Below are 19795 nucleotides of genomic sequence, written 5' to 3' on the forward strand. Positions count from 1 at the left end.
GCACCCCAGCAACCTTTTACCGACCTGTCACTCGGCCTACTTAATGGAAAACTCCATTAATTTGGGGCTGCTTAACGTTTGGAAGCATTAGTTATTGGATTTCTCCATTAAATCACAGCGTTTTGGCTGATTCTCGCCCAAAAGTGTTAAATTAAATGGACTTTTCCATTAAGGATGTTGTCTTCAGGCAAAACATCGGAAATTCATGTATATTTCCATGAAGATCAGTTACTTCAGCCCGGAGCTCTTCTACCGTCTCGATCGTGAGTGACTGTTCTGCTTATCCGGAAACTATTGTGGGTAGGAATGCCATCTGCGCCAATCGGCTAATCGAAATATTGGATGGCGTTCTGCGCCAGCCGATAACTGCCGATCCTCTGTCCTTTGCCGGTGCGATACGGCATTAGCCAGCCTTTGTTCGCAAGATTGGTTAAGTAGCGAACGGCGGTGCGGTGGTCGATGTCGAGATGAACGGCGACATCGATCGGACGGAGAGGGCGGGAGAGGGAAAACGCGAATCGGACGATTTCCGTCTCCGCTAGTACGGCGAGCGTCGTCGGACGGCTTGCGGACTCGTAATGACTCAGGAAGAAGCGAAGCAAAGTGACACACAGTTCGGGTCGCTTTTCCACGTCGTCATAAGCGAGGGAGACGATGCGATAGCGTACGCCTTGCAGAAACAGCTCGCGGTTGAGCTCGTTGCAGTAGCCTTGCCGATCCATGTCCCGCACATGGGAATTGAAGCCTTTGATTTCGATGAGCAGCTTCAACCGGCCGGGTGGCAGCCATGCGAAATCGGCGTAATAGGAACGTCCGCGCCAATCCGTTATTTCAAACTCAGGGTGCAGATCGTCCAGATTTCCTTTTAGCGGCCACCATACTTGTTCCGCGAAAAGCTTCTCGCCATGGAAATTGAGGGTCAAGAGACGTCCTTTTCTTTCGCCGTTCCTTTTGTCGACATGCGATTGCATAAGATCGGCAAATGCATTAGCGAATTCCATTCGATATCCTCCCGAAAATAAATAAACGCCCTCCCCCAACGGTCGTTGGAAAAGGACGTTCTTCGTCTTAGGACGAGTATATTCGATTCTCCGATTTCGGGCAACCCGCATGCCGAATTACTTAAGGTCGCATGGTCCGAAATAAAGCATGACGATCGTGCCGGCGGACGCCGAAGTCGTTGGGCTTTCACCGCCTTCAACTTGCACCCAGACAACCTAGCCTCATACCGACGACGCCTCGAGATCCGACGCCGCTGCCGAGGCATCCGCCAATCTAGCCCGCCGCAACGCGAGTTTCTTCGCGTAGCTCGCCGATACGCCCAGCGACACGGCGGTCAAGCCGGCGGCGACGGCGACGAGAACAAAGCCGATCCAGCCGACGGACGACAACGAGATCGCGTCCACCGCGACGCCGCCGATGCCGGCGCCGGCAGCCATGGCCAGTTGAAGGACGGACGTATTCAGGCTGAGCATGATGCCCGACGACTCCGGAGCGAGAGTGATCAAGTAATACTGTTGCGTCGGACCGGACGACCAGGCGGTGAACGCCCACAGCATGAGCAACGGGAATACGAGCGCCGGCGATTGGGAAAGGACGGAAAGCAGCGCCAGTACGCCGGCGTGCAGCGTCATGCCTGTAAATAACGTGCGGCCGACGCCCCAGCGATCCGTGCTGTAACCTCCGAGCTTGGAACCGAACAAGCTCGCGATGCCGAAGGCGAATAAGGCGATGCTCACCGTGCGTTCGCCCATGCCGGTCACTTCGAGCAAGAAAGGGGAAATGTACGTATAAAGAACGGAGTAACCGAATATCCAGAAAAACGTGACGGCGAGCGCGAGCGCGATGCGGGGGCTGCGCAAGAGTGAGACTTGACGGCGCAGGGGAACGGCTTCTTCTCCTCCGGATCGTGGAATCGTCTTCCAGATCGCGAACATGGCGAGCAGGCCGAGCAATCCGATCCCCGCGAAAATGAGCTTCCAATCATATTGGGAGGCGATGACGCGTCCGATCGGGACGCCGACGATCAGCGCCGTGCTGAATCCCATGACGAGCGTGGCGATCGCGCTTCCTTGCTTGCCTTCCGGCGCCATTTTGGCGGCGACCGTCAGCGCGACGACGACGAAAGTGCCCGTGCTCAGCGCGAGCAGGACTCTCGCGCCCATGAGCGACGCGTAGCCCGCGAACAAGAAAGAGACCAGATTGCCGACGACGAACAGCGATAATGCGGCGAGCATGAGGTTTCTTCTATCGACGCGGGCGGTTAAAGCCATGAGGATCGGCGTTCCGAACGCGTACGCGAGCGAGAACACCGTAATAAGCTGCCCCGCGGCGGATACCGATACGCCGATGTCCTCCGCGACCCGATCCAGAATACCCGCGATAATAAACTCCGACGTGCCGACGAGAAAACTGACGATGGCCAGCATGTAAATTTTCCAAGAATTCGTCATGCTTTTTTTCTCTCCCTTCTCCGCTCCAATATTCTATATTTCTAGATACATCGAAATATTCGCGAAAAAAAATTACTCTAACAAATAGGGCGCGAATTTCGTCGCCATTTCGCGGTTCACGCTATAGTAAACGTACGTGCCGTCCTTGCGAAGATTCAGCAATCCGCAGTCGGTTAGCTGCTTCAGATGGTGGGACAGAGTGGAGCCGGCGACGGACTCGAGCTTGCTTCCGATATCGGAACAACAAAGCGTCGTTTCTTCCGTCAGCAGCATGGCGATTTTGAGCCTTGTCGGTTCGCCGAGCGCTTTGTACACTTTCACCGCTTGTTGGACATCCGGGTTGAATTCGGCCATCATCGTCATCCTTTCGCGGCTTCGGCGCATATTTCTATATGTATCGAAATAAAAGATATCATGTTAAGAACCGTTTGTAAATAGTCGCGTGACGCGCTCCCCGTCTCATTTCCATTTTCGCGGGGGCAAAATTATGCTACATTAGTAATTACTTTATGCATGGATGGGATGGGGAAGACGGATCATGAAACCGGATTTGCGAACGGCGTTGTCGCTGAAGCCGATGGTCGGCGACGGCGCGATGGCCACTTACTTATATCAACTCGGGTTGCCCGTCGGCGTTTCTTTCGAAGAGTTCAACCTGCTCAAGCCGGACGTCATCGCAGACGTTCACCGCCGGTACGCGGCTGCGGGAGCGGAAATCATAGAGACGAACACGTACTCCGCGCAACATCACAAGCTGTCCAAATACGGCTTGGAGAAAAAGACGGAGAAAATCAACGCGGCCGGCGTGGCGATCGCCCGCAAAGCGGTCGGCGACGCCGCTTACGTCGTCGGTTCGATCGGCGCGGTGCGGGGCGGCAAAGGCAAGAACGTCCGCACCGCGACGGTAAAGAGAGACTTCGAGGAACAGATCGGCGCGCTGCTCGGCGCGGGCGTGGACGGCTTGCTGCTGGAAACGTTCTTCGATCTGGAGGAGCTTTCCCTGGCTCTGTCCGTCATTCGCAAGCAAAGCGATATTAGCGTCATCTGCCAATTCGCCGTCGAAGACGCGCATCGGACGAGCGACGGCATTCCGTTGCCGGAAGCTTTCCGCAGGCTGAAGGGCGAAGGCGCGGACGTCATCGGCTTTAACTGCCGAAGCGGTCCGAACGGCATTCTGCGCGCGCTGGAGACGATTCCTCGCGACATCGGCGTGCCGCTGAGCGTCTTTCCGAACGCGGGCATCCCCGATTACGTCGACGGGCAAGTCGTCTATTCCGCGACGCCGGAATATTTCGCTTCTTCGGCGATCCGCTTCGCGGACGCGGGGGCGCGGCTCATCGGCGGCTGCTGCGGTACGACGCCGGAACACATCGCGGCGATCGCCGGCGCGTTGAAGGCATACTCGCCGACCGCCGGCGGCGGAACTTCCGCTTCTGCAGCGGCGGTGGAAGTCGTCGCGGAAGCGCCCGTGTCCTCCGAGCCTCCTGAAGCCGGCGAACCGAGCATCGTCGATCTCGTGCGCGAAAGGCATACGGTCATCGTCGAGCTCGATCCGCCTCGCGACCTCGACATCACGAAATTCATGGCGGGCGCCCAGGCGCTCAGGGAAGCGAAAGCGGACGCGCTGACGATGGCGGACAACTCGCTCGCCGTCACCCGCATGAGCAACATGGCGCTCGCGGCGCTGCTCAAGGAGCGGGTCGGCATCCGGCCGCTCGCGCATATCGCTTGCCGGGACCGGAATCTGATCGGGACGCAGACGCATATGATGGGCTTCGACGCTCTTGGCATCGACCACGTGCTCGCGGTGACCGGCGACCCGGCGAAATTCGGCGACTTGCCGGGCTCGAGTTCCGTATACGATTTAACGTCGTTCGAGATTATCCGAATGATCAAGCAATTGAACGAGGGTGTCGCCTTTTCCGGCAAACCCCTGAAGCAGAAAGCGAAGTTTATCGTCGGCGCGGCGTTTAACCCGAACGTCAAACATCTCGACAAGGCGGTGCAGCGCCTGGAGCGCAAAATCGCTGCCGGCGCGGATTATATCATGACGCAGCCCGTCTACGATCCCGAGCTGATCGTGCGCATCGCGGACATGACGAAGCATTTGCCGATCCCGATTTTCCTCGGCATTTTCCCGCTCGCGAGCGGGCGCAACGCCGAGTATTTGCACAACGAGGTTCCCGGCATACAATTGTCCGACGAAGTCCGGGCGAGAATGGGCGGACTCGAAGGAGCGGCCGGCCGGGCGGAAGGCGTCAAGATCGCCGAAGAACTGCTCGACGTCGCGATGGCGCGCTTCAACGGCATCTATCTGATGACGCCGTTCATGGCTTACGAGATGACCGTCTCGCTCACGGAATACGTCAGGAGCAGAAGCGCGCGGTTGACATCAGCCAACTAACGTGCTTCAATCCTCTTGTCCCTCTTGGGGATTTGAAGTACAATAAAGCAATAAATCGATAGACGTACAGTTTAGGCATTGTCGAGCCTGCAGTATGCGGCCAACCGCTTTCGGCAACAATGGAAGCGAAGTTCGGTTGCCGTCATCCAGCTGTTTGGCAGATGTGCCGGAGGGAAAGTGCAAACCATGGCGATCAAGCTGATTAACATCGGATTCGGCAACATCGTATCGGCGAACCGGATCATTTCGATCATTAGTCCGGAATCGGCGCCGATCAAGCGCATCATCCAAGAAGCGCGCGACCGCCACATGCTCATCGACGCGACTTACGGCCGCCGTACCCGCGCGGTAATCATTACCGACAGCGACCACGTCATCCTTTCCGCGGTTCAACCGGAGACGGTGGCGCACCGGTTGTCCACCAAAGACGACGAACACGATGAATGAATTGGGGAGCACCATGAAAAGAGGCATTTTATTCGTATTATCCGGCCCGTCCGGCGTCGGCAAAGGCACGGTGTGCACGCTTCTTCGCCGCCGGCTTCCGGAGCTTGTGTATTCGGTCTCGGCGACGACGCGCTCTCCGCGCGAAGGCGAACAGGACGGGGTTAATTACTTTTTCAAGTCCCGCGAGCAATTTTTGCGGATGATCGACGAAGACGCGTTGCTCGAGCATGCGGAATACGTGGGCAATTATTACGGCACTCCGCGCGATTTCGTGGAGAAGACGCTGTCCGAAGGCAAAGACATCATTCTCGAGATCGAGGTTCAAGGCGCGCTTAAAGTCCGGGAGAAATTTTCCGAAGGCGTGTTCATTTTCTTGATGCCTCCGTCCCTTAACGAACTGAAGCAACGGATCGTCGGACGCGGAACCGAAACCCAGGCGACGATCGATCACCGGCTCTCCGTGGCGGTGGAAGAGATGAACCTGCTGCACCATTACGATTACGCGGTCGTGAACGACCAAATCGAATTGGCGTGCGAACGGATCAGCTCCATCATTACCGCGGAGCATTGCAAACGGGAAAGATTTCTCGGAGAATTGTTCGAACAGCTCGAAACCGTCAAAGCCGCGGACAACGTCTGAAAGAGGTGAAAAACCATGCTATATCCATCCATCGATGAATTGGTCAGAAAAGTAGACAGCAAATATACGCTAGTCGTCGCCGCTTCCAAGCGCGCGCGCAACCTGAGAGAAGGCGCGATGGTCAACATCGGCCAACCGAAGTCCCACAAGCAAGTCGGCGTCGCTCTCGAGGAGATTTACCAAGACGCGATCAAAGTCGAGCAATTGACTCCGAACGCGTAAGGCCAAACAATCTCATAAGGCAAGCAAAAACGCCATCGGCGTCCTAGACGCCGGAGAAGCTTTGCGGAGGTATCAGTTGAATAGAAGCGGATTACACAGGCTTATTAAACCTGATATTCCAAGAAGGAAGGACAACCCGCAGCGGTTGTTTTTTTTCTAGTCCGGCAAGTGGCAAGCAACGGGGAGGGGAACCCATGACTAAGCCGTTACACGGCAAAACGATACTGCTCGGCGTGACCGGGGGCATCGCCGCTTATAAATCCGCGACGTTATGCAGCCGGCTCGTCGGACTCGGCGCGAGCGTTCGCGTCATGATGACGAAAGGGGCGACGCAATTCATTACGCCTCTTACGCTTCAGACTCTTACTCGCCACCCGGTCGCGACCGACGTGTTCGACGAACGGGACGCCGAGATCGTTCAGCATATCGACTGGGCGGATTCCGCCGATCTCGCGGTCGTCGCGCCTGCGACGGCGAACATGCTGTCGAAGCTCGCGAACGGACTCGCGGACGATATGGTGAGCACGACGCTGCTCGCCGTCACCGCGCCGCTCCTGATCGCGCCGGCGATGAACGTGCACATGTGGGAACATCCCGCGGTCGTCGACAACGTCAATAAGCTCGCGTCGCGGGGCGCGACGTTCGTCGAGCCGGGGACGGGACAGCTCGCCTGCGGCTACGTCGGCAAAGGGCGGCTCGCCGAGCCCGACGAAATCGTCGGCGCGATCGTCGCCATGCTGACCGGACCGAAACCGCTGGACGGCAAGCGGGTGCTCGTGACGGCTGGCGGAACGGTAGAAAGAATCGATCCCGTGCGCTACATCACGAACGACTCATCGGGAAAAATGGGCTTCGCCATCGCGGAAGCGGCGAGAGACCGCGGCGCGAAGGTGACGCTCGTCGTCGGCAAAGCGGACGTCTCGCCGCCGAATGGCGTTGAAGTCGTCGCGGTCCGTTCGGCCGCGGAGATGCGGGACGCGGTCATGTGCCGGTTGCCGGATAGCGACATCGTCGTGAAGGCGGCGGCGGTCGCGGATTACCGTCCCGCGCGGCCAAGGGCGGAGAAGATAAAGAAATCGGCCGAAGCGTTGACGCTGGAGCTCGTACCGAATCCCGATATCCTGCAAGAAATCGGCGAGTGGAAAGCGTCTAGGGAAGATGGCGCGCGCAAGCCGTTCGTCATCGGCTTCGCGGCCGAGACGACGGACGTCGAGAAACACGCGACGGACAAGCTCCGGCGCAAGAAGAGCGACCTGATCGTCGCCAACGACGTGACGGCGGAAGGCGCCGGCTTCGGCACCGATACGAACGTCGTTAGCGTCTACGGCCCGAACGGGCTCGTCGCCAGTCTGCCGCTTCTGTCGAAGAAAGACGTCGCGGGCCGAATCCTTGACCTGGCTCAAGACGGACTACGGGCTTCCGGCCCTTCTTCGGGCGGTGCCGGACAATGACCGTCGCCAGAGTCATCGTGGACGTGCCGAGCCGGGATACGGACCGGCCGTTCGATTACGCCATTCCCGAACGGCTCAAAGATTGGGTGGAAGTCGGCAGCCGCGTGGCCGTGCCGTTCGGACCGCGCAAGCTTCAAGGCATCGTGACCGCGCTCGCCGAAGACGCCGACGCGGACGTGGACCTTGCGAAGCTGAAGCCGCTGGAGGACGTTCTCGACGCGTTGCCGCCGTTATCGGCGGAGCTCGTCGAATTGGGCGAGTGGATGAGCCGCAGATGGCTATGCCCGCTGACGGTAGCCCTCCAGGCGATGTTGCCGGCCGCGCTGAAAGGCCGTTCGGAGAAATACGTATCGCCGGCCGCCGGCGTCCAGTGGACCGATGGGGAGATCGCCGATAGCGGCGGTCTCCTGCTTGCGCTCGGCAAGGGCAAGCCGCTCAAGCTGGACGCGCTGCTTCGGCAATATCCCGAGCAGGGACCGACGTTGAAGCGCTGGATTCGGCAAGGGCGGCTGGAAGAGAAGCAGCAGGTGGAAGACAAGTCGGCGGGCAAGTCCGTGCTGACCGTCTTTCCCGGGCCGCCGGAGAAGCTGCTGCAGGCGGCGGAGAATATGCCGGCCAGAGCAAGCAAGCAGCGCGAGTTGCTTCGGTTCCTTGCCGTTCGCGGCGCGGAGCCGGTCGCCGTCGCCAGACTGACCGAGGAAGCGGCGGTCGCTCTGTCGACCGTCAGGGCGTTGGAAGAGAAGGGACTCGTAGAGATCCGTCCGGTGACGGAAGACCGAGACCCTTACGCGGACCGCGATTTCCCGGCGTCATCGCCGATGACGCTTACGCCGAAGCAGGCTGCCGCGCTCGCCCCGATCCAAGCGGCGATCGACGCGAGGGAAGCCGGCGCGTTCCTGTTGCACGGGGTGACGGGCAGCGGCAAGACGGAAGTGTATTTGCAGGCGATCCAGCGTTGTCTCGAGCAAGGGCGCGAAGCGATCGTGCTCGTTCCGGAAATCTCGCTGACGCCGCAGATGGTCGAGCGGTTCAAGAGCCGCTTCGGCTCGAAGGTAGCCGTGCTGCATAGCCGTCTCTCCAACGGGGAGCGTTACGACGAATGGCGCAAAATCCGCGAGGGCAGGGCGCAGGTCGCGGTCGGTGCCAGATCCGCGATATTCGCGCCGTTCGCGAGCATCGGCCTGATCGTTATCGACGAAGAACACGAAACGTCCTATAAACAAGAGGAAAGTCCGAAATACCACGCCCGCGACGTCTCGATCGAGAGGGCGCGCCAGCACGGCGCCGCCGTCGTGCTCGGATCGGCGACGCCGTCGCTGGAGACGTACGAGGCGGCGAAGCATGCCCGCGGCGGGCGCCGGTCCGGACTCGGCGACATCGGCTATATCGCCATGCCCGAACGCGTCGCGAACCGGCCGTTGCCCGGCGTGAGCATCGTCGACATGCGCGAGGAGCTGAAGATGGGCAATCGCGCCATGTTCAGCAGGCCGCTCGCCGACGCGATCCGCGACCGGCTGGAGAAGCAGGAGCAAATGGTGCTGCTGCTGAACAGAAGGGGCTACGCTACCTTCGTCATGTGCCGTTCGTGCGGCTATACGGCCGCATGCCCGCACTGCGAAATCTCGCTTACGTACCATCGTGGCTCCGCGAATTTGCGGTGCCATTACTGCGGCTACTCCGAAGCCGAACCGAAGACGTGCCCGAGCTGCGAGAGCCCGCACATCCGCTTCTTCGGCACCGGCACGCAGAAGGTCGAAGAGGCGCTGGCCGCCGCGTTTCCCGGCATCCGGGTTATCCGGATGGACGTCGATACGACGACGGAGAAGGGCTCCCACGAGCGTTGGCTGACCGAATTCCGCGAGCGCCGCGCGGACGTGCTGCTCGGCACGCAGATGGTGGCGAAAGGGCTCGATTTCCCTTACGTCACGCTCGTCGGCGTGCTTGCCGCGGACGCCGCGCTCCGACTTCCCGATTTCCGCGCCGCGGAACGGACGTTCCAACTGCTGACGCAGGTCGCGGGCCGGGCCGGCCGGCATGAATTGCCGGGCGAGGTCATCATTCAAGCGTACGAACCGGATCACGAAGCGATTACGTCCGTCCAGGGCCACGACTACGACGGTTTCGTCGAGCGGGCGCTGCTGCTTCGCAACCAGCTCGGGTATCCGCCCTACGGCAGGCTCATTTGCGTGACCTTTTCCCACGAGTCGGTGCCGATGCTGCTGTCGGTCGGCGAGAGATTCGCTTCCGCGGCCAGGGAGACGGCGTCCGGCATGGGTGTTGGGCGGTCATTCGACGGAGCGGGAGGGGACGCGCTTGAGGTGCTGGGGCCGGTTTCTTCGCCGATCGCGAGGCTGAAGGATCGCTACCGTTTTCAATGTATGGTAAAATATCGGGGAGAAGTCGACGCCAGTCAAGTCGTTTCCCGCGCGCTGGCCGGCATGGCCGACGCCGTGAAGAAGGGCGGCGTGCAAGTGAGCGTCGACGTCGATCCGCAAATGATGTTATGAAGGAAGGTTGCCGTTATGACCATTCGGTTGATCGTGAAACACCCCGATCCCGTGCTTCGGGAACGCGCGCAGGAGGTAACGAAGTTTAACGCCAACCTGCACAAGCTGCTGGACGATATGGCCGACACGATGTACGATGCCGACGGCGTCGGGCTCGCCGCGCCTCAGATCGGCATTTTGAAACGCGTCATCGTCGTGGACGTCGGGGACGAGCATGAGCTTATCGAGCTGGTGAATCCGGTTATCGTCGTCGCGGAAGGCGAACAGCTCGGGCCGGAAGGCTGCCTGAGCATTCCCGGCTTGCAGGGGGACGTTCGCAGGTACAACCGCATCGTGATCCGGGGGCAAGATCGCAACGGCAATCCGATCGAATACGAAAGCACGGAATTCCTGTCCAGGGCGTTCCAGCACGAAGTGGATCACCTGAACGGGGTGCTCTATATCGATTCCGCGGAATCGGTGTACGAAGCGAAAAGAAACGAAGAGCAAGAGCAGGATGGGGAATCGCAATGAATAGCGTGAAAATAGTGTTCATGGGGACGCCGGAATTCGCGGTGTTCTCGCTCGAAGCGTTGCTGGACCGCGGTTACGACGTCGTCGGCGTCGTTACCCAGCCGGACCGCCCGAAGGGCCGCAAGAGGGAGCTGGCGCCGACGCCGGTGAAAGCTTACGCATTGGAGCGCGGGCTTCCCGTGCTCCAGCCGGAGAAGCTGCGGGCGCCGGAAGGCGTGGCCGCGGTTACGGCGCTGTCGCCGGATTTGATCGTGACCGCGGCTTACGGGCAAATATTGCCGAAGTCGGTATTGGAATTGCCGCGGTTCGGCTGCATTAACGTGCATGGCTCGCTGCTTCCGCGTTATCGCGGAGGCGCGCCGATCCAGCGTTCGATCATCGACGGCGAGAAGAAGACGGGCGTCACGCTCATGTACATGGCCGAAGGCCTCGATACCGGCGACATGATCTCGAAAGTCGAAGTGCCGATCGAGAACGAGGACACGGCGGGCTCGATGTTCGGGAAGCTCAGCGAGGCGGGGGCTGCGCTGCTCGTCGAGTGGCTGCCGCGCATACTCGACGGTTCCGCCGGCAGGACGCCGCAAAACGGAGATGAAGCGACGTACGCGCCGAACTTGTCGCGGGACGACGAGCGGCTCGATTGGAACGAACCGTCCAGACGGCTGTTCGACCGGGTCAGAGGCTTGAATCCGATGGCCGGCGGCTTCACGACGCTGAATGGAGAAGTATTCAAAATATGGGGCGCCCGAGTCCCGACGGCGGACGACGCCAAGCTGAGCGCCGCTTCGGCGGCGTTGCCGCCCGGGACGGTGCTCGAATCGGGCGCGAACGGCATTCGCGTTCGCACCGGCGACGGCAGCCTCGTGCTGACGGAAGTGCAGCCGGCCGGCAAGAAGGCGCTGGCCGCGGCCGAGTTCGCGAAAGGCGCGAGACTAACGACGGAAACAAGGCTCGGGTAACGAACCCGGGCTTTTTTATTGAAACGGACGGAAAATATTGATCAAAATCGGACTTTTTGAACAGCCTCATAATACGAGTAAAGACGGATAAGGATGCGAACGATGAACAAACCGAACCGATTACCCGGCGGCAAGCCACAAGGGGCGCGAGAAGTCGCTCTCGGCGTGCTGCACGGGGTAGAGACGAGAGGAGCCTATAGCGGGCTCGAGCTGAATCAGGCGCTGCAGGCTTCCGGCCTGTCCAGGCCCGATGCCGCTCTCGCGACCGAGCTCGTGTACGGCACGATCCAAAGGCTGAACACGATCGACGACGAGCTATCGCGCAGGGTGAAAGGGTGGCCGGGCAAAGTCGAGCCCTGGGTCAGAAGCCTGCTCCGGCTTAGCTATTACCAGCTGCGCTGGCTGACGCGGGTGCCGGCGCACGCGGCCGTGGACGAAGCGGTGCGCATCGCCAAGAAACGAGGCCACGCCGGCATCGGCGGCCTCGTGAACGGGGTGCTCCGCGGCTTGCTGCGCGACGGCTTTGCCAGGGAATTGCCCACAGGTTTGACGGCGGCGAAGCGGATTTCGCTCGAGCAGAGCCATCCCGAATGGCTCGTCACGCGCTGGATCGCCGAATACGGCGAAGAGACGGCGGAGCGGATCTGCGAAGCGAACAATACCCCTCCCCATGCGTCCGCGAGAGCGAACCGCATGAAAGCGACCCGGGAAGAAATCGTGGCAGCGCTGCGATCCGAAGGCGCGGAAGCTTCTCCGTCGGCGCTGTCCGCGGACGGAGTCGTTGCCGAGAAGGCCGGCAATCTCGTTCATACCGCGCTCTACAAAGAAGGCCGGATGACGGTGCAGGACGAGAGCTCCATGCTCGTGGCCGCGATCGCCGATCCCAAACCGGGGATGCGGGTGCTCGATTGCTGCGCCGCGCCGGGCGGCAAATCGACGCATCTGGCCGAACGGATGAACGACGAGGGAACGCTCGTCGCGAACGACGTCCATCCCCATAAGGAAGCGCTCGTCCGCCAACAGGCGGACAGGCTCGGTCTCAGCTGCGTTCGGACGATGGCCGCGGACGCGCTGGAGCTTCCCGCCAAGCTGGGCGGGCAATCATTCGACGTCGTGCTGCTCGACGCGCCTTGCTCCGGTCTCGGCGTCATTCGGCGGAAGCCGGAAATCAAATGGAACAAAACGCCGGACGACATTGCCAGCTTGGCGGCGCTGCAGGAGAAGCTGCTGGATGCGTCGGGATTCCTCGTCAAGCCGGGAGGCACGCTCGTCTACAGCACCTGCACGATCGCCAAGGAAGAGAACGAACAAGCAGTGCGGACGTTTTTGTCCCGCCATCCGGAGTTCGAGCTGGACGCGTCGTGGCCGCCGGAAGTGCTGGAGACGCTGCGGGAAAGCGGGTATTTGCCGGACGGTTTCTCGGGCATGCTTCAGCTATTGCCCCACATGTTCGGCAGCGACGGCTTTTTCATCGCGCGAATGCGGAGGCAATCGGCTTAAACTTATGGTAAAATAGCAAGAATGGCGGTGAACTTCAATGACAAATGAACAAACGGAAGTAACGCAACAACAGGCGCAATCGGTGCAATCGGTGCATTCGGTGCAATCGACCGAGACGAAAGCGCAGCGGGTACCGAAGGCGGACAAACAGCCTGACGCCGATTTGCCCCCTTTCATTTACGACTATTCCCTCGAAGACATCCAACAATGGATCAAAGAGCAAAACGAGCCCGCTTTCCGCGCGGGTCAAATATTCGACTGGCTATACGTCAAGCGCGTCTCCTCCTTCGAGGAGATGTCGAACTTGCCGAAGCCTCTTCGGGATAAACTGATCGCGAGCTTCCGGTTCGTGACGCTGACCGAGATCGCGAAGTTCGAGTCGAAGGACGGAACGGTTAAATTCCTGTTCCAGCTCCAAGACAACCACGCGATCGAGACGGTCATCATGCGCCACAATTACGGGAACAGCGTATGCGTGACGACGCAGGTCGGCTGCCGCGTCGGCTGCACGTTCTGCGCGTCCACGCTCGGCGGCTTGAAGAGAAGCTTAACGGCCGGCGAGATCATCGCGCAAGTCGTCCAATCGCAGAAAATTCTCGATCCGCTTAACGAGCGGGTGTCGAGCATCGTCATCATGGGCATCGGCGAACCTTTCGAGAATTACGACGCGACGATGCAATTCCTGCGAACGATGATCCACCCGAAAGGGCTGAACATCGGGGCGCGCCATATTACGGTGTCTACGAGCGGCATCGTGCCGAGCATGATCAAGTTCGCCGACGAAGACACGCAGATCAACTTGGCGATCTCGATCCACGCGCCGAACGACGCTCTCCGCTCGAAGCTGATGCCGGTCAACCGGCGTTTTCCTTTCGTCGACGTCATGAACGCATGCAAGTATTATATCGAGAAGACGGGACGCCGGATCACGTTCGAATACGCCCTGATCGGCGGCGTCAACGATCGCCCGGAACACGCGGAAGAGCTCGGGGACGTGCTGCAGGGGATGTTATGCCACGTCAACCTGATTCCGGTCAACTACGTGCCGGAACGCAATTACGTCAGGACGCCGCGGGACGACATTTTCGAATTCCAGCGCGTCTTGCAGAAGAAGAACGTAAATGTCACGATTCGCAGGGAGCAAGGCCATGATATCGCCGCCGCCTGCGGCCAGCTGCGGGCGAAGCATATGGAGACCACGACGGGGTGATCGGTTTGAAAACGGTATTGCGTAGTCATGTGGGCAAGGTGAGGCAGGTAAACGAGGATAAGGCGTGGAGCGGACGGTTGGCCGGAGGGTTGACGGTCGCCATCGTGGCGGACGGCATGGGCGGCCATCGCGCCGGCGACGTCGCCAGCGCGATGGCCGTGGACAGCCTCGTCCAATCGCTGCAAGCGGCCGGCGCGAAGCTGACGATCGCGAACGGCGCCGAGGCGCTGCGGGAAATGGTTAGCGAGGCGAATCGCACGATCTACGATACCGCTTCCTTGAACGATCAGTACCATAACATGGGCACGACGGTCGTCGTCGCGCTCCTTGACGGAAATACCGGGATCATCGCGCATATCGGCGACAGCAGAGCCTACCGGCTGAGGGCGGGACGGCTCGAACAGCTTACGGAAGACCATACGCTCGTCAACGAGTTGACGAAATCGGGGCAGATCAGCGCGGAAGAAGCGGCGAGGCATCCGAGACGCAACGTGTTGACGAGGGCGCTCGGCACGGACCGGGAAGTCGAGGCGGACATCGGCTCGATCGATTGGCATGCCGGCGACACGCTGCTGCTGTGCAGCGACGGCCTAAGCGGCTTGGTCGAGCCGGCGGACGTGTCCGCGGCGCTCGGCGAACCGGGAGGGCAGCTGGAGCATCGCGCGCAGCGGCTCGTCGATCTCGCCATGGCGGCGGGCGGAGACGATAACATAACCGTCGTTCTCGTGACGAACGACGACGGCAGGCAGAGCGCCGCGGGAGGAGAAACGGCATGATCGGACATACGCTCGGCGGACGTTACGAACTGCTGGCCCGGGTCGGCGGCGGCGGCATGGCGCTCGTATACAAGGCTAAGGACTTATTGTTAAACCGTTACGTCGCGGTCAAGGTGCTGCGGCAGCAATTCACGCACGACGACGACTTCGTCAAGCGGTTCCGCCGCGAGGCCCAAGCGGCCGCGTCGTTGTCGCATCCGAATATCGTCAGTATTTACGACGTCGGACATGTTGAAGATACCCATTATATCGTCATGGAATTCATCGACGGCTCGAACTTGAACGAAATCATCCGCGACCGTGCGCCGTTGCAGCCGGCGGAAGCGGTCAGAGTCGCTTCCCAGATCTGCGACGCGCTCGAGCATGCCCATCATAACCAGATCATCCATCGGGATATCAAGCCGCACAATATTTTGATCGGCAACAACGGACGGGTGAAAGTGACCGACTTCGGCATCGCTCGCGCGGTGACGTCTTCGACGATCACGCAGACGGGTTCCGTCATCGGGTCGGTCCACTATTTCTCGCCAGAGCACGCCAAAGGCGTCGCGACGGGAGAGAAGTCGGATTTGTATTCGCTCGGCATCGTGCTGTACCAGATGATGACGGGGCGATTGCCGTTCCTCGGGGAAAGCCCGATCAGCGTCGCGCTGAAGCATCTGCAGGAGCCGTTCGAGCAGCCGCGCAAAGTGAATCCGCATATTCCGCAAAGCGTCGAGAACATCATTCTCCGCGCGATGCGCAAAAACCCGCAGGAACGTTACCAATCGGCGAAGGAAATGCTGGCCGATCTGGAGACGTGCCTGCAGCCGAACCGTCTTAACGAAGCTCCGTTGTTCTACGACAGCGATCAAGAGAACGAAGAGGACATGACGAAGGTCATTCCCGCCATTCGGCCGGACATGCGCAACGCGAATACGATCGAGGCGCCGGCGATCAAAGCGTCGAGCGTCGAGGATCGCTGGAATTCGGACGGGCTGGCGGAGCGTAAGCGCAAGTGGGTCGTCCCGACGGTACTCGGCGTGCTCGCGGTCATACTGATCGGCGTTCTGCTGTGGGCGGTATCGGCGTTGAAGCACGAATTCAGCCCTGAGGACGTGCACGTGCCGTCCGTCGTAGGCAAGAAGTTGGAGGAAGCGAAAGCGGAGCTGGTCGCCGCGGGCTTGACGATCGTCGATCCCGTCAAGGAAGAAGCGAGCGCGGACGTGGAAGCGGGCATCGTTCTGGAGCAATCGAAAAGCGAAGTGGACGTCAAGGAAGGTTCCCCGATCGAGCTGACGGTCAGCACGGGCAAGGCGAAGTCCGAGATGCCGGACGTGTCCAACAAGACGCTCGAAGAAGCGACGCAAATGCTGACGGATCTCGGGGTCAAGAAGGAAAACATCGGCACGAACCCGATCTACGACGAAAGCGAGCCGGGAACGGTGCTTAACCAAGTGCCGAAGCCGGAGGAACTGATCGATCCGGAGACGGCCGTCGTCAACTTGACGGTCAGCAAAGGCGAGGAAGCGTTCCCGATGCCGGAACTGGTCGGCAAGAAGGAAGCCGAAGCGATCGCGATCATCGAGAAAAACAACTTGAAGTTCGACGCGAAGAAAATCGTCCGGGAGCCTAGCTATTCGCCTAAGGGAGAAGTCTTTAAGCAATTCCCGGCGGAGAAGGGCGAAATGGTTACGAACGATACGGAAGTAACGATCTGGGTCAGCAGCGGCTATCCGGAAGATTCGAGGTCGCAGCCGCTTAACGTGACCGTGTCCCCGGCCGTCGAAGGCAAGTCGAGCAAAATAGAAATTGTTTATTCCGACGCGACGGGCGACGATATCCATGGTCCGACCGAGACGATCACGAAAATGACCTCGTTCCCGCTCACGTTGATCCTGTCTCCTGCGAAGGACGGCAAAATCATGATTTACCGCGACGGCCAGTACTTGCAAACGGAAACCGTTCCTTACTTGGTCGTTCCGTCGTCGACTGAACCCGATCCGGCGGATCCGGGCAACGGCGGAGATCCCGCCCTGCCTCAAGACGGCGACGGCGGAGCGGACCCAGGCGACGGGGAAGTCGCGAACCCGTAAGGAGCAAACTTTATGCCCGAAGGCTTGATCGTTAAAGCGTTAAGCGGATATTACTACGTGCAAGACGATGCCGGCGGCGAGCCCGTGCAATGCCGCGGCAGGGGGATTTTCAAGAAACGGGGCGAATCGCCGCTCGTCGGCGACCGCGTCGTCTATACCGAAACGGAGAACGGAGAGGGCACGGTCGAGCGAATATTGCCGCGCTCTTCCGAATTGATCCGGCCTCCGGTCGCGAACGCGGACTTGGCCGTCCTTGTCTTCTCCGTCGTAAGGCCGGAGCTGAGCTTCGTTCTGTTGGACAAATTTCTCGTGCATGTGGAGCATGCCCGTATGGACGCGCTAATCGTGCTCACGAAGATGGACCGGATTCCGGACGGGAAAGAAGGGGAGCGCATTCGCCGTACGGTGGAAGAAGCGACGAACTTGTATACCTCGATCGGCTACCGGGTATTGCCGACGAGCGCGCACGAGGGCCAAGGGCTCGATCGGTTGCGGACGGAGCTTGCGGGGCATATCCATATGCTGGCGGGTCAATCCGGGGTCGGCAAGTCCTCGCTCGTTAACGCGCTCGTTCCGGGACTGAAGCTCGAAACGAACGAGATCAGCGACAAGCTCGGCCGAGGAAAACATACGACCCGGCACGTCGAGCTCGTCGCCGTGCCGGGCGGCGGATACATGGCGGATACGCCTGGGTTTAGCCAGCTCGATTTCGCGGAGCTCGGCATCGACGAGATCGGCAGTTGCTTCCGGGAATTCCGGGAGCTGTCGGGCTCGTGCAAATTCCGCGGCTGCACGCACACGCACGAACCGCATTGCGCGGTCATACAGGCGAAAGAGCAAGGGCAAGTCGCGCAAAGCCGGTACGACAATTACGTCGCTTTCATGACGGAGTGGAAAGAAACGAAGCGGAGGTACTGACATGACGATCATCGCACCGTCTATTCTGGCCGCGAACTTCGCATTTCTGGGAGACGAAGTTCGCAGTATCGAAGCCGCGGGAGCGGACTGGGTACATATCGACATTATGGATAATCATTTCGTTCCGAATTTGACTTTCGGTCCCCCGATCGTCGGGATGATCCGGCCGGTAACGAAGCTGTTGTTCGACGCGCATCTGATGGTCGAGAACCCGCAGTCTCTGTTCCCGGCGCTGGCCGATGCCGGCGTGGACCGAATCACCGTGCATCCGGAAGCGTGCACGCATCTTCACCGGACGTTAACCGACATTCGCTCGAGAGGCATTAAAGCCGGCGTGGCGCTGAATCCGCATACGCCGTTGTCGGTACTGGAATACGTGCTGGACGAGATCGATCTCGTGCTCATCATGACGATCAATCCGGGCTTCGGCGGACAGTCCTTCTTGCCGGCGATGCTGCCGAAGCTGCGGGACTTAAGGGCGATGCTGGAGCGTCGCGGCCGGAACGATATCTTCATTCAAGTGGACGGCGGCATTAATGCCGATACGGCCAAGCAGGTCAAGGAAGCGGGCGCGAATTCGCTAGTCGCCGGAACGTACGTGTTCGGCCACGAGGACCGCGCGGCCGCGATCGCCTCGCTTCGATAGAGACGCGGCGTGTAAACGGTTTTTCCGTACCCTTCCCTTGCTTGTTATGGCATAGGACAAATCCGCGGGCGCATACATATGAATCATTAGCGGGCTCAGGCGGTAGGAGCCGGCAATGGTTCAGCCTGCGGAGGGGGGATGGGAAAATGAAGTTTTACACCATCAAGCTGCCGAAGTTTTTGGGTGGCTTCGTCAAAGCGATTCTCAATACGTTCCACAAAAATTGACGCCTTCTGGGCAACGACGCGAAAAAAAGAACCGTCAGGGCATCCTGACGGTTTTTCTTCATGGTGTTATGCGACGTCCCTTATACGCGGGTAACCAGACCGGAACGCAATGCGCGAGCGCTGACGTACACGCGCTTCGGCTTGCCGTTCACCAGAATGCGCACCTTTTGTACGTTAACCCCCCAAGAACGGCGGGTAGTGTTATTCGCGTGAGATTTGTTATTGCCGGAACCTGGCTTTTTCCCTGTGATATAACATTTACGAGCCACTAAAATACACCTCCCTGCCACGTCCATACAAATACTTCACTATATTAGCACAGGCGGTTTGCGGATGCAACGGAAAAAGTCGCGGTTACGCGACAGATGCCGGTAATCGCGCCATTTAACCAGAAAACGGCTTCATTCTCCCGTTTTTTTATAGTACAATGAGGTATGGTCCATAATACAGGCATAAAGGAGTGAATTTCCATGCCTCTGCAGCTTGTCTCGGAGAACGGAAAGATTGATGTCGCGGATCAAGTCATCGCGGTGATCGCCGGCTCGGCGGCGCTCGATTGTTATGGACTGGTGGGCATGGCCTCCCGCAAAGGGCTGAAGGACGGCATCGCGGAACTGTTAGGTCGCGAGAACCTTTCCCGGGGCGTCGAAGTTCGCCATGAAGGCGAAACGGTCCACTTGGATCTTTACGTCATCGTAAGCTACGGAACGAAAATTTCCGAGGTCGCCCATAACATCCAATCCAAAGTGAAATACGTGCTGGAAGAAGTCGTCGGATTGCGGGTCGACGTCGTGAACGTGAATGTTCAAGGAGTGCGAGTGTTGAAGTAGCTTATCTAGGAAGGGGA

The 19795-nt window shown here is 59.6% G+C and carries 20 protein-coding genes; 16 read left to right on the forward strand and 4 right to left on the reverse strand.

Going from position 1 to position 19795, the window contains the following annotated elements:
* Positions 1-326: 326 nt before the first annotated feature.
* The 3 genes from ACFPPD_RS24830 to ACFPPD_RS24840 all read right to left on the reverse strand — a co-directional run bounded on the left by ACFPPD_RS24830 (position 327) and on the right by ACFPPD_RS24840 (position 2807).
* Positions 327-1001 carry a hypothetical protein gene (locus ACFPPD_RS24830; RefSeq protein WP_209747082.1) on the reverse strand — a complete coding sequence of 225 codons (675 nt, stop codon included), beginning with the start codon at positions 999-1001 and terminating at the stop codon, positions 327-329.
* A gap of 222 nt (positions 1002-1223) precedes the next feature.
* Complete coding sequence (locus ACFPPD_RS24835) at positions 1224-2453, reverse strand: MFS transporter (protein ID WP_209747080.1); 1230 nt, start codon at positions 2451-2453, stop codon at positions 1224-1226.
* A 72-nt stretch (positions 2454-2525) separates the two neighbouring features.
* Complete coding sequence (locus tag ACFPPD_RS24840) at positions 2526-2807, reverse strand: ArsR/SmtB family transcription factor (RefSeq protein ID WP_209747078.1); 282 nt, start codon at positions 2805-2807, stop codon at positions 2526-2528.
* Between the two features lie 184 nt (positions 2808-2991).
* Here ACFPPD_RS24840 and ACFPPD_RS24845 point away from each other — a divergent pair, with 184 nt between their 5' ends.
* The 15 genes from ACFPPD_RS24845 (at position 2992) to spoVM (ending at position 18948) form a co-directional block, all read left to right on the forward strand.
* The gene (locus ACFPPD_RS24845; RefSeq protein ID WP_209747076.1) at positions 2992-4857 is read left to right on the forward strand and encodes a bifunctional homocysteine S-methyltransferase/methylenetetrahydrofolate reductase; all 1866 of its coding nucleotides are present in this window, start codon (positions 2992-2994) and stop codon (positions 4855-4857) included.
* Positions 4858-5043: 186 nt separating this feature from the next.
* Positions 5044-5304, forward strand: coding sequence for an extracellular matrix/biofilm regulator RemA (remA, locus tag ACFPPD_RS24850; RefSeq protein WP_209747074.1), 261 nt, complete (start codon positions 5044-5046; stop codon positions 5302-5304).
* Positions 5305-5317: 13 nt separating this feature from the next.
* Entirely contained in the window at positions 5318-5944 is a 627-nt protein-coding gene (gmk, locus tag ACFPPD_RS24855) for a guanylate kinase (RefSeq protein ID WP_209747072.1), read from the forward strand.
* Between the two features lie 15 nt (positions 5945-5959).
* Positions 5960-6166 (forward strand): DNA-directed RNA polymerase subunit omega, encoded by a 207-nt coding sequence (rpoZ, locus tag ACFPPD_RS24860; protein WP_209747070.1) that lies wholly within the window; start codon positions 5960-5962, stop codon positions 6164-6166.
* Positions 6167-6360: 194 nt separating this feature from the next.
* Positions 6361-7617, forward strand: a complete 1257-nt coding sequence (gene coaBC, locus ACFPPD_RS24865; RefSeq protein WP_209747068.1) for a bifunctional phosphopantothenoylcysteine decarboxylase/phosphopantothenate--cysteine ligase CoaBC — start codon at positions 6361-6363, stop codon at positions 7615-7617.
* The gene (gene priA, locus ACFPPD_RS24870; RefSeq protein WP_209747065.1) at positions 7614-10124 is read left to right on the forward strand and encodes a primosomal protein N'; all 2511 of its coding nucleotides are present in this window, start codon (positions 7614-7616) and stop codon (positions 10122-10124) included. The genes coaBC and priA overlap by 4 nt, the downstream gene beginning before the upstream one ends.
* Before the next feature lie 15 nt (positions 10125-10139).
* Positions 10140-10637 (forward strand): peptide deformylase, encoded by a 498-nt coding sequence (gene def / locus ACFPPD_RS24875; protein WP_209747063.1) that lies wholly within the window; start codon positions 10140-10142, stop codon positions 10635-10637.
* Positions 10634-11596, forward strand: a complete 963-nt coding sequence (gene fmt, locus ACFPPD_RS24880) for a methionyl-tRNA formyltransferase (protein WP_209747061.1) — start codon at positions 10634-10636, stop codon at positions 11594-11596. Before def ends, fmt begins: the two co-directional genes overlap by 4 nt.
* A 102-nt stretch (positions 11597-11698) precedes the next feature.
* Positions 11699-13096, forward strand: a complete 1398-nt coding sequence (rsmB, locus tag ACFPPD_RS24885; RefSeq protein ID WP_209747059.1) for a 16S rRNA (cytosine(967)-C(5))-methyltransferase RsmB — start codon at positions 11699-11701, stop codon at positions 13094-13096.
* Between the two features lie 163 nt (positions 13097-13259).
* A complete protein-coding gene (gene rlmN, locus ACFPPD_RS24890) occupies positions 13260-14306 on the forward strand; it encodes a dual-specificity RNA methyltransferase RlmN (RefSeq protein WP_209747103.1) in 1047 nt (348 codons plus the stop codon).
* A 5-nt stretch (positions 14307-14311) separates the two neighbouring features.
* The gene (locus ACFPPD_RS24895; protein WP_209747101.1) at positions 14312-15082 is read left to right on the forward strand and encodes a Stp1/IreP family PP2C-type Ser/Thr phosphatase; all 771 of its coding nucleotides are present in this window, start codon (positions 14312-14314) and stop codon (positions 15080-15082) included.
* Complete coding sequence (pknB, locus tag ACFPPD_RS24900; protein WP_209747057.1) at positions 15079-17157, forward strand: Stk1 family PASTA domain-containing Ser/Thr kinase; 2079 nt, start codon at positions 15079-15081, stop codon at positions 17155-17157. Before ACFPPD_RS24895 ends, pknB begins: the two co-directional genes overlap by 4 nt.
* A 12-nt stretch (positions 17158-17169) precedes the next feature.
* The gene (gene rsgA / locus ACFPPD_RS24905) at positions 17170-18075 is read left to right on the forward strand and encodes a ribosome small subunit-dependent GTPase A (RefSeq protein WP_209747055.1); all 906 of its coding nucleotides are present in this window, start codon (positions 17170-17172) and stop codon (positions 18073-18075) included.
* Between the two features lies 1 nt (position 18076).
* Entirely contained in the window at positions 18077-18721 is a 645-nt protein-coding gene (rpe, locus tag ACFPPD_RS24910) for a ribulose-phosphate 3-epimerase (RefSeq protein WP_209747053.1), read from the forward strand.
* Between the two features lie 146 nt (positions 18722-18867).
* Complete coding sequence (gene spoVM / locus ACFPPD_RS24915) at positions 18868-18948, forward strand: stage V sporulation protein SpoVM (RefSeq protein WP_041064529.1); 81 nt, start codon at positions 18868-18870, stop codon at positions 18946-18948.
* An 80-nt stretch (positions 18949-19028) separates the two neighbouring features.
* Here the strand turns inward: spoVM and rpmB are convergent, their stop codons facing one another.
* Positions 19029-19217, reverse strand: a complete 189-nt coding sequence (gene rpmB / locus ACFPPD_RS24920) for a 50S ribosomal protein L28 (RefSeq protein WP_209747051.1) — start codon at positions 19215-19217, stop codon at positions 19029-19031.
* A 201-nt stretch (positions 19218-19418) separates the two neighbouring features.
* Between rpmB and ACFPPD_RS24925 the strand changes: the two genes are divergently transcribed.
* Positions 19419-19778, forward strand: a complete 360-nt coding sequence (locus tag ACFPPD_RS24925; protein ID WP_209747049.1) for an Asp23/Gls24 family envelope stress response protein — start codon at positions 19419-19421, stop codon at positions 19776-19778.
* The last annotated feature ends 17 nt before the right edge of the window (positions 19779-19795 follow it).

It is taken from the genome of Cohnella suwonensis, from assembly GCF_042655365.1.
GTDB classification, from domain to species: domain Bacteria; phylum Bacillota; class Bacilli; order Paenibacillales; family Paenibacillaceae; genus Cohnella; species Cohnella suwonensis.

Bases quoted from the DNA above. Each gene is read 5' to 3' on its own strand.
- ACFPPD_RS24840 (WP_209747078.1), bottom strand. From the start codon at position 2,807: ATGGCCGAATTCAACCCGGATGTCCAACAAGCGGTGAAAGTGTACAAA.
- fmt (WP_209747061.1), top strand. From the start codon at position 10,634: ATGAATAGCGTGAAAATAGTGTTCATGGGGACGCCGGAATTCGCGGTG.
- remA (WP_209747074.1), top strand. From the start codon at position 5,044: ATGGCGATCAAGCTGATTAACATCGGATTCGGCAACATCGTATCGGCG.
- rsmB (WP_209747059.1), top strand. From the start codon at position 11,699: ATGAACAAACCGAACCGATTACCCGGCGGCAAGCCACAAGGGGCGCGA.
- pknB (WP_209747057.1), top strand. From the start codon at position 15,079: ATGATCGGACATACGCTCGGCGGACGTTACGAACTGCTGGCCCGGGTC.
- ACFPPD_RS24925 (WP_209747049.1), top strand. From the start codon at position 19,419: ATGCCTCTGCAGCTTGTCTCGGAGAACGGAAAGATTGATGTCGCGGAT.
- rpoZ (WP_209747070.1), top strand. From the start codon at position 5,960: ATGCTATATCCATCCATCGATGAATTGGTCAGAAAAGTAGACAGCAAA.
- spoVM (WP_041064529.1), top strand. From the start codon at position 18,868: ATGAAGTTTTACACCATCAAGCTGCCGAAGTTTTTGGGTGGCTTCGTC.
- rpe (WP_209747053.1), top strand. From the start codon at position 18,077: ATGACGATCATCGCACCGTCTATTCTGGCCGCGAACTTCGCATTTCTG.
- gmk (WP_209747072.1), top strand. From the start codon at position 5,318: ATGAAAAGAGGCATTTTATTCGTATTATCCGGCCCGTCCGGCGTCGGC.
- coaBC (WP_209747068.1), top strand. From the start codon at position 6,361: ATGACTAAGCCGTTACACGGCAAAACGATACTGCTCGGCGTGACCGGG.
- ACFPPD_RS24835 (WP_209747080.1), bottom strand. From the start codon at position 2,453: ATGACGAATTCTTGGAAAATTTACATGCTGGCCATCGTCAGTTTTCTC.
- rsgA (WP_209747055.1), top strand. From the start codon at position 17,170: ATGCCCGAAGGCTTGATCGTTAAAGCGTTAAGCGGATATTACTACGTG.
- ACFPPD_RS24830 (WP_209747082.1), bottom strand. From the start codon at position 1,001: ATGGAATTCGCTAATGCATTTGCCGATCTTATGCAATCGCATGTCGAC.
- def (WP_209747063.1), top strand. From the start codon at position 10,140: ATGACCATTCGGTTGATCGTGAAACACCCCGATCCCGTGCTTCGGGAA.
- priA (WP_209747065.1), top strand. From the start codon at position 7,614: ATGACCGTCGCCAGAGTCATCGTGGACGTGCCGAGCCGGGATACGGAC.
- ACFPPD_RS24845 (WP_209747076.1), top strand. From the start codon at position 2,992: ATGAAACCGGATTTGCGAACGGCGTTGTCGCTGAAGCCGATGGTCGGC.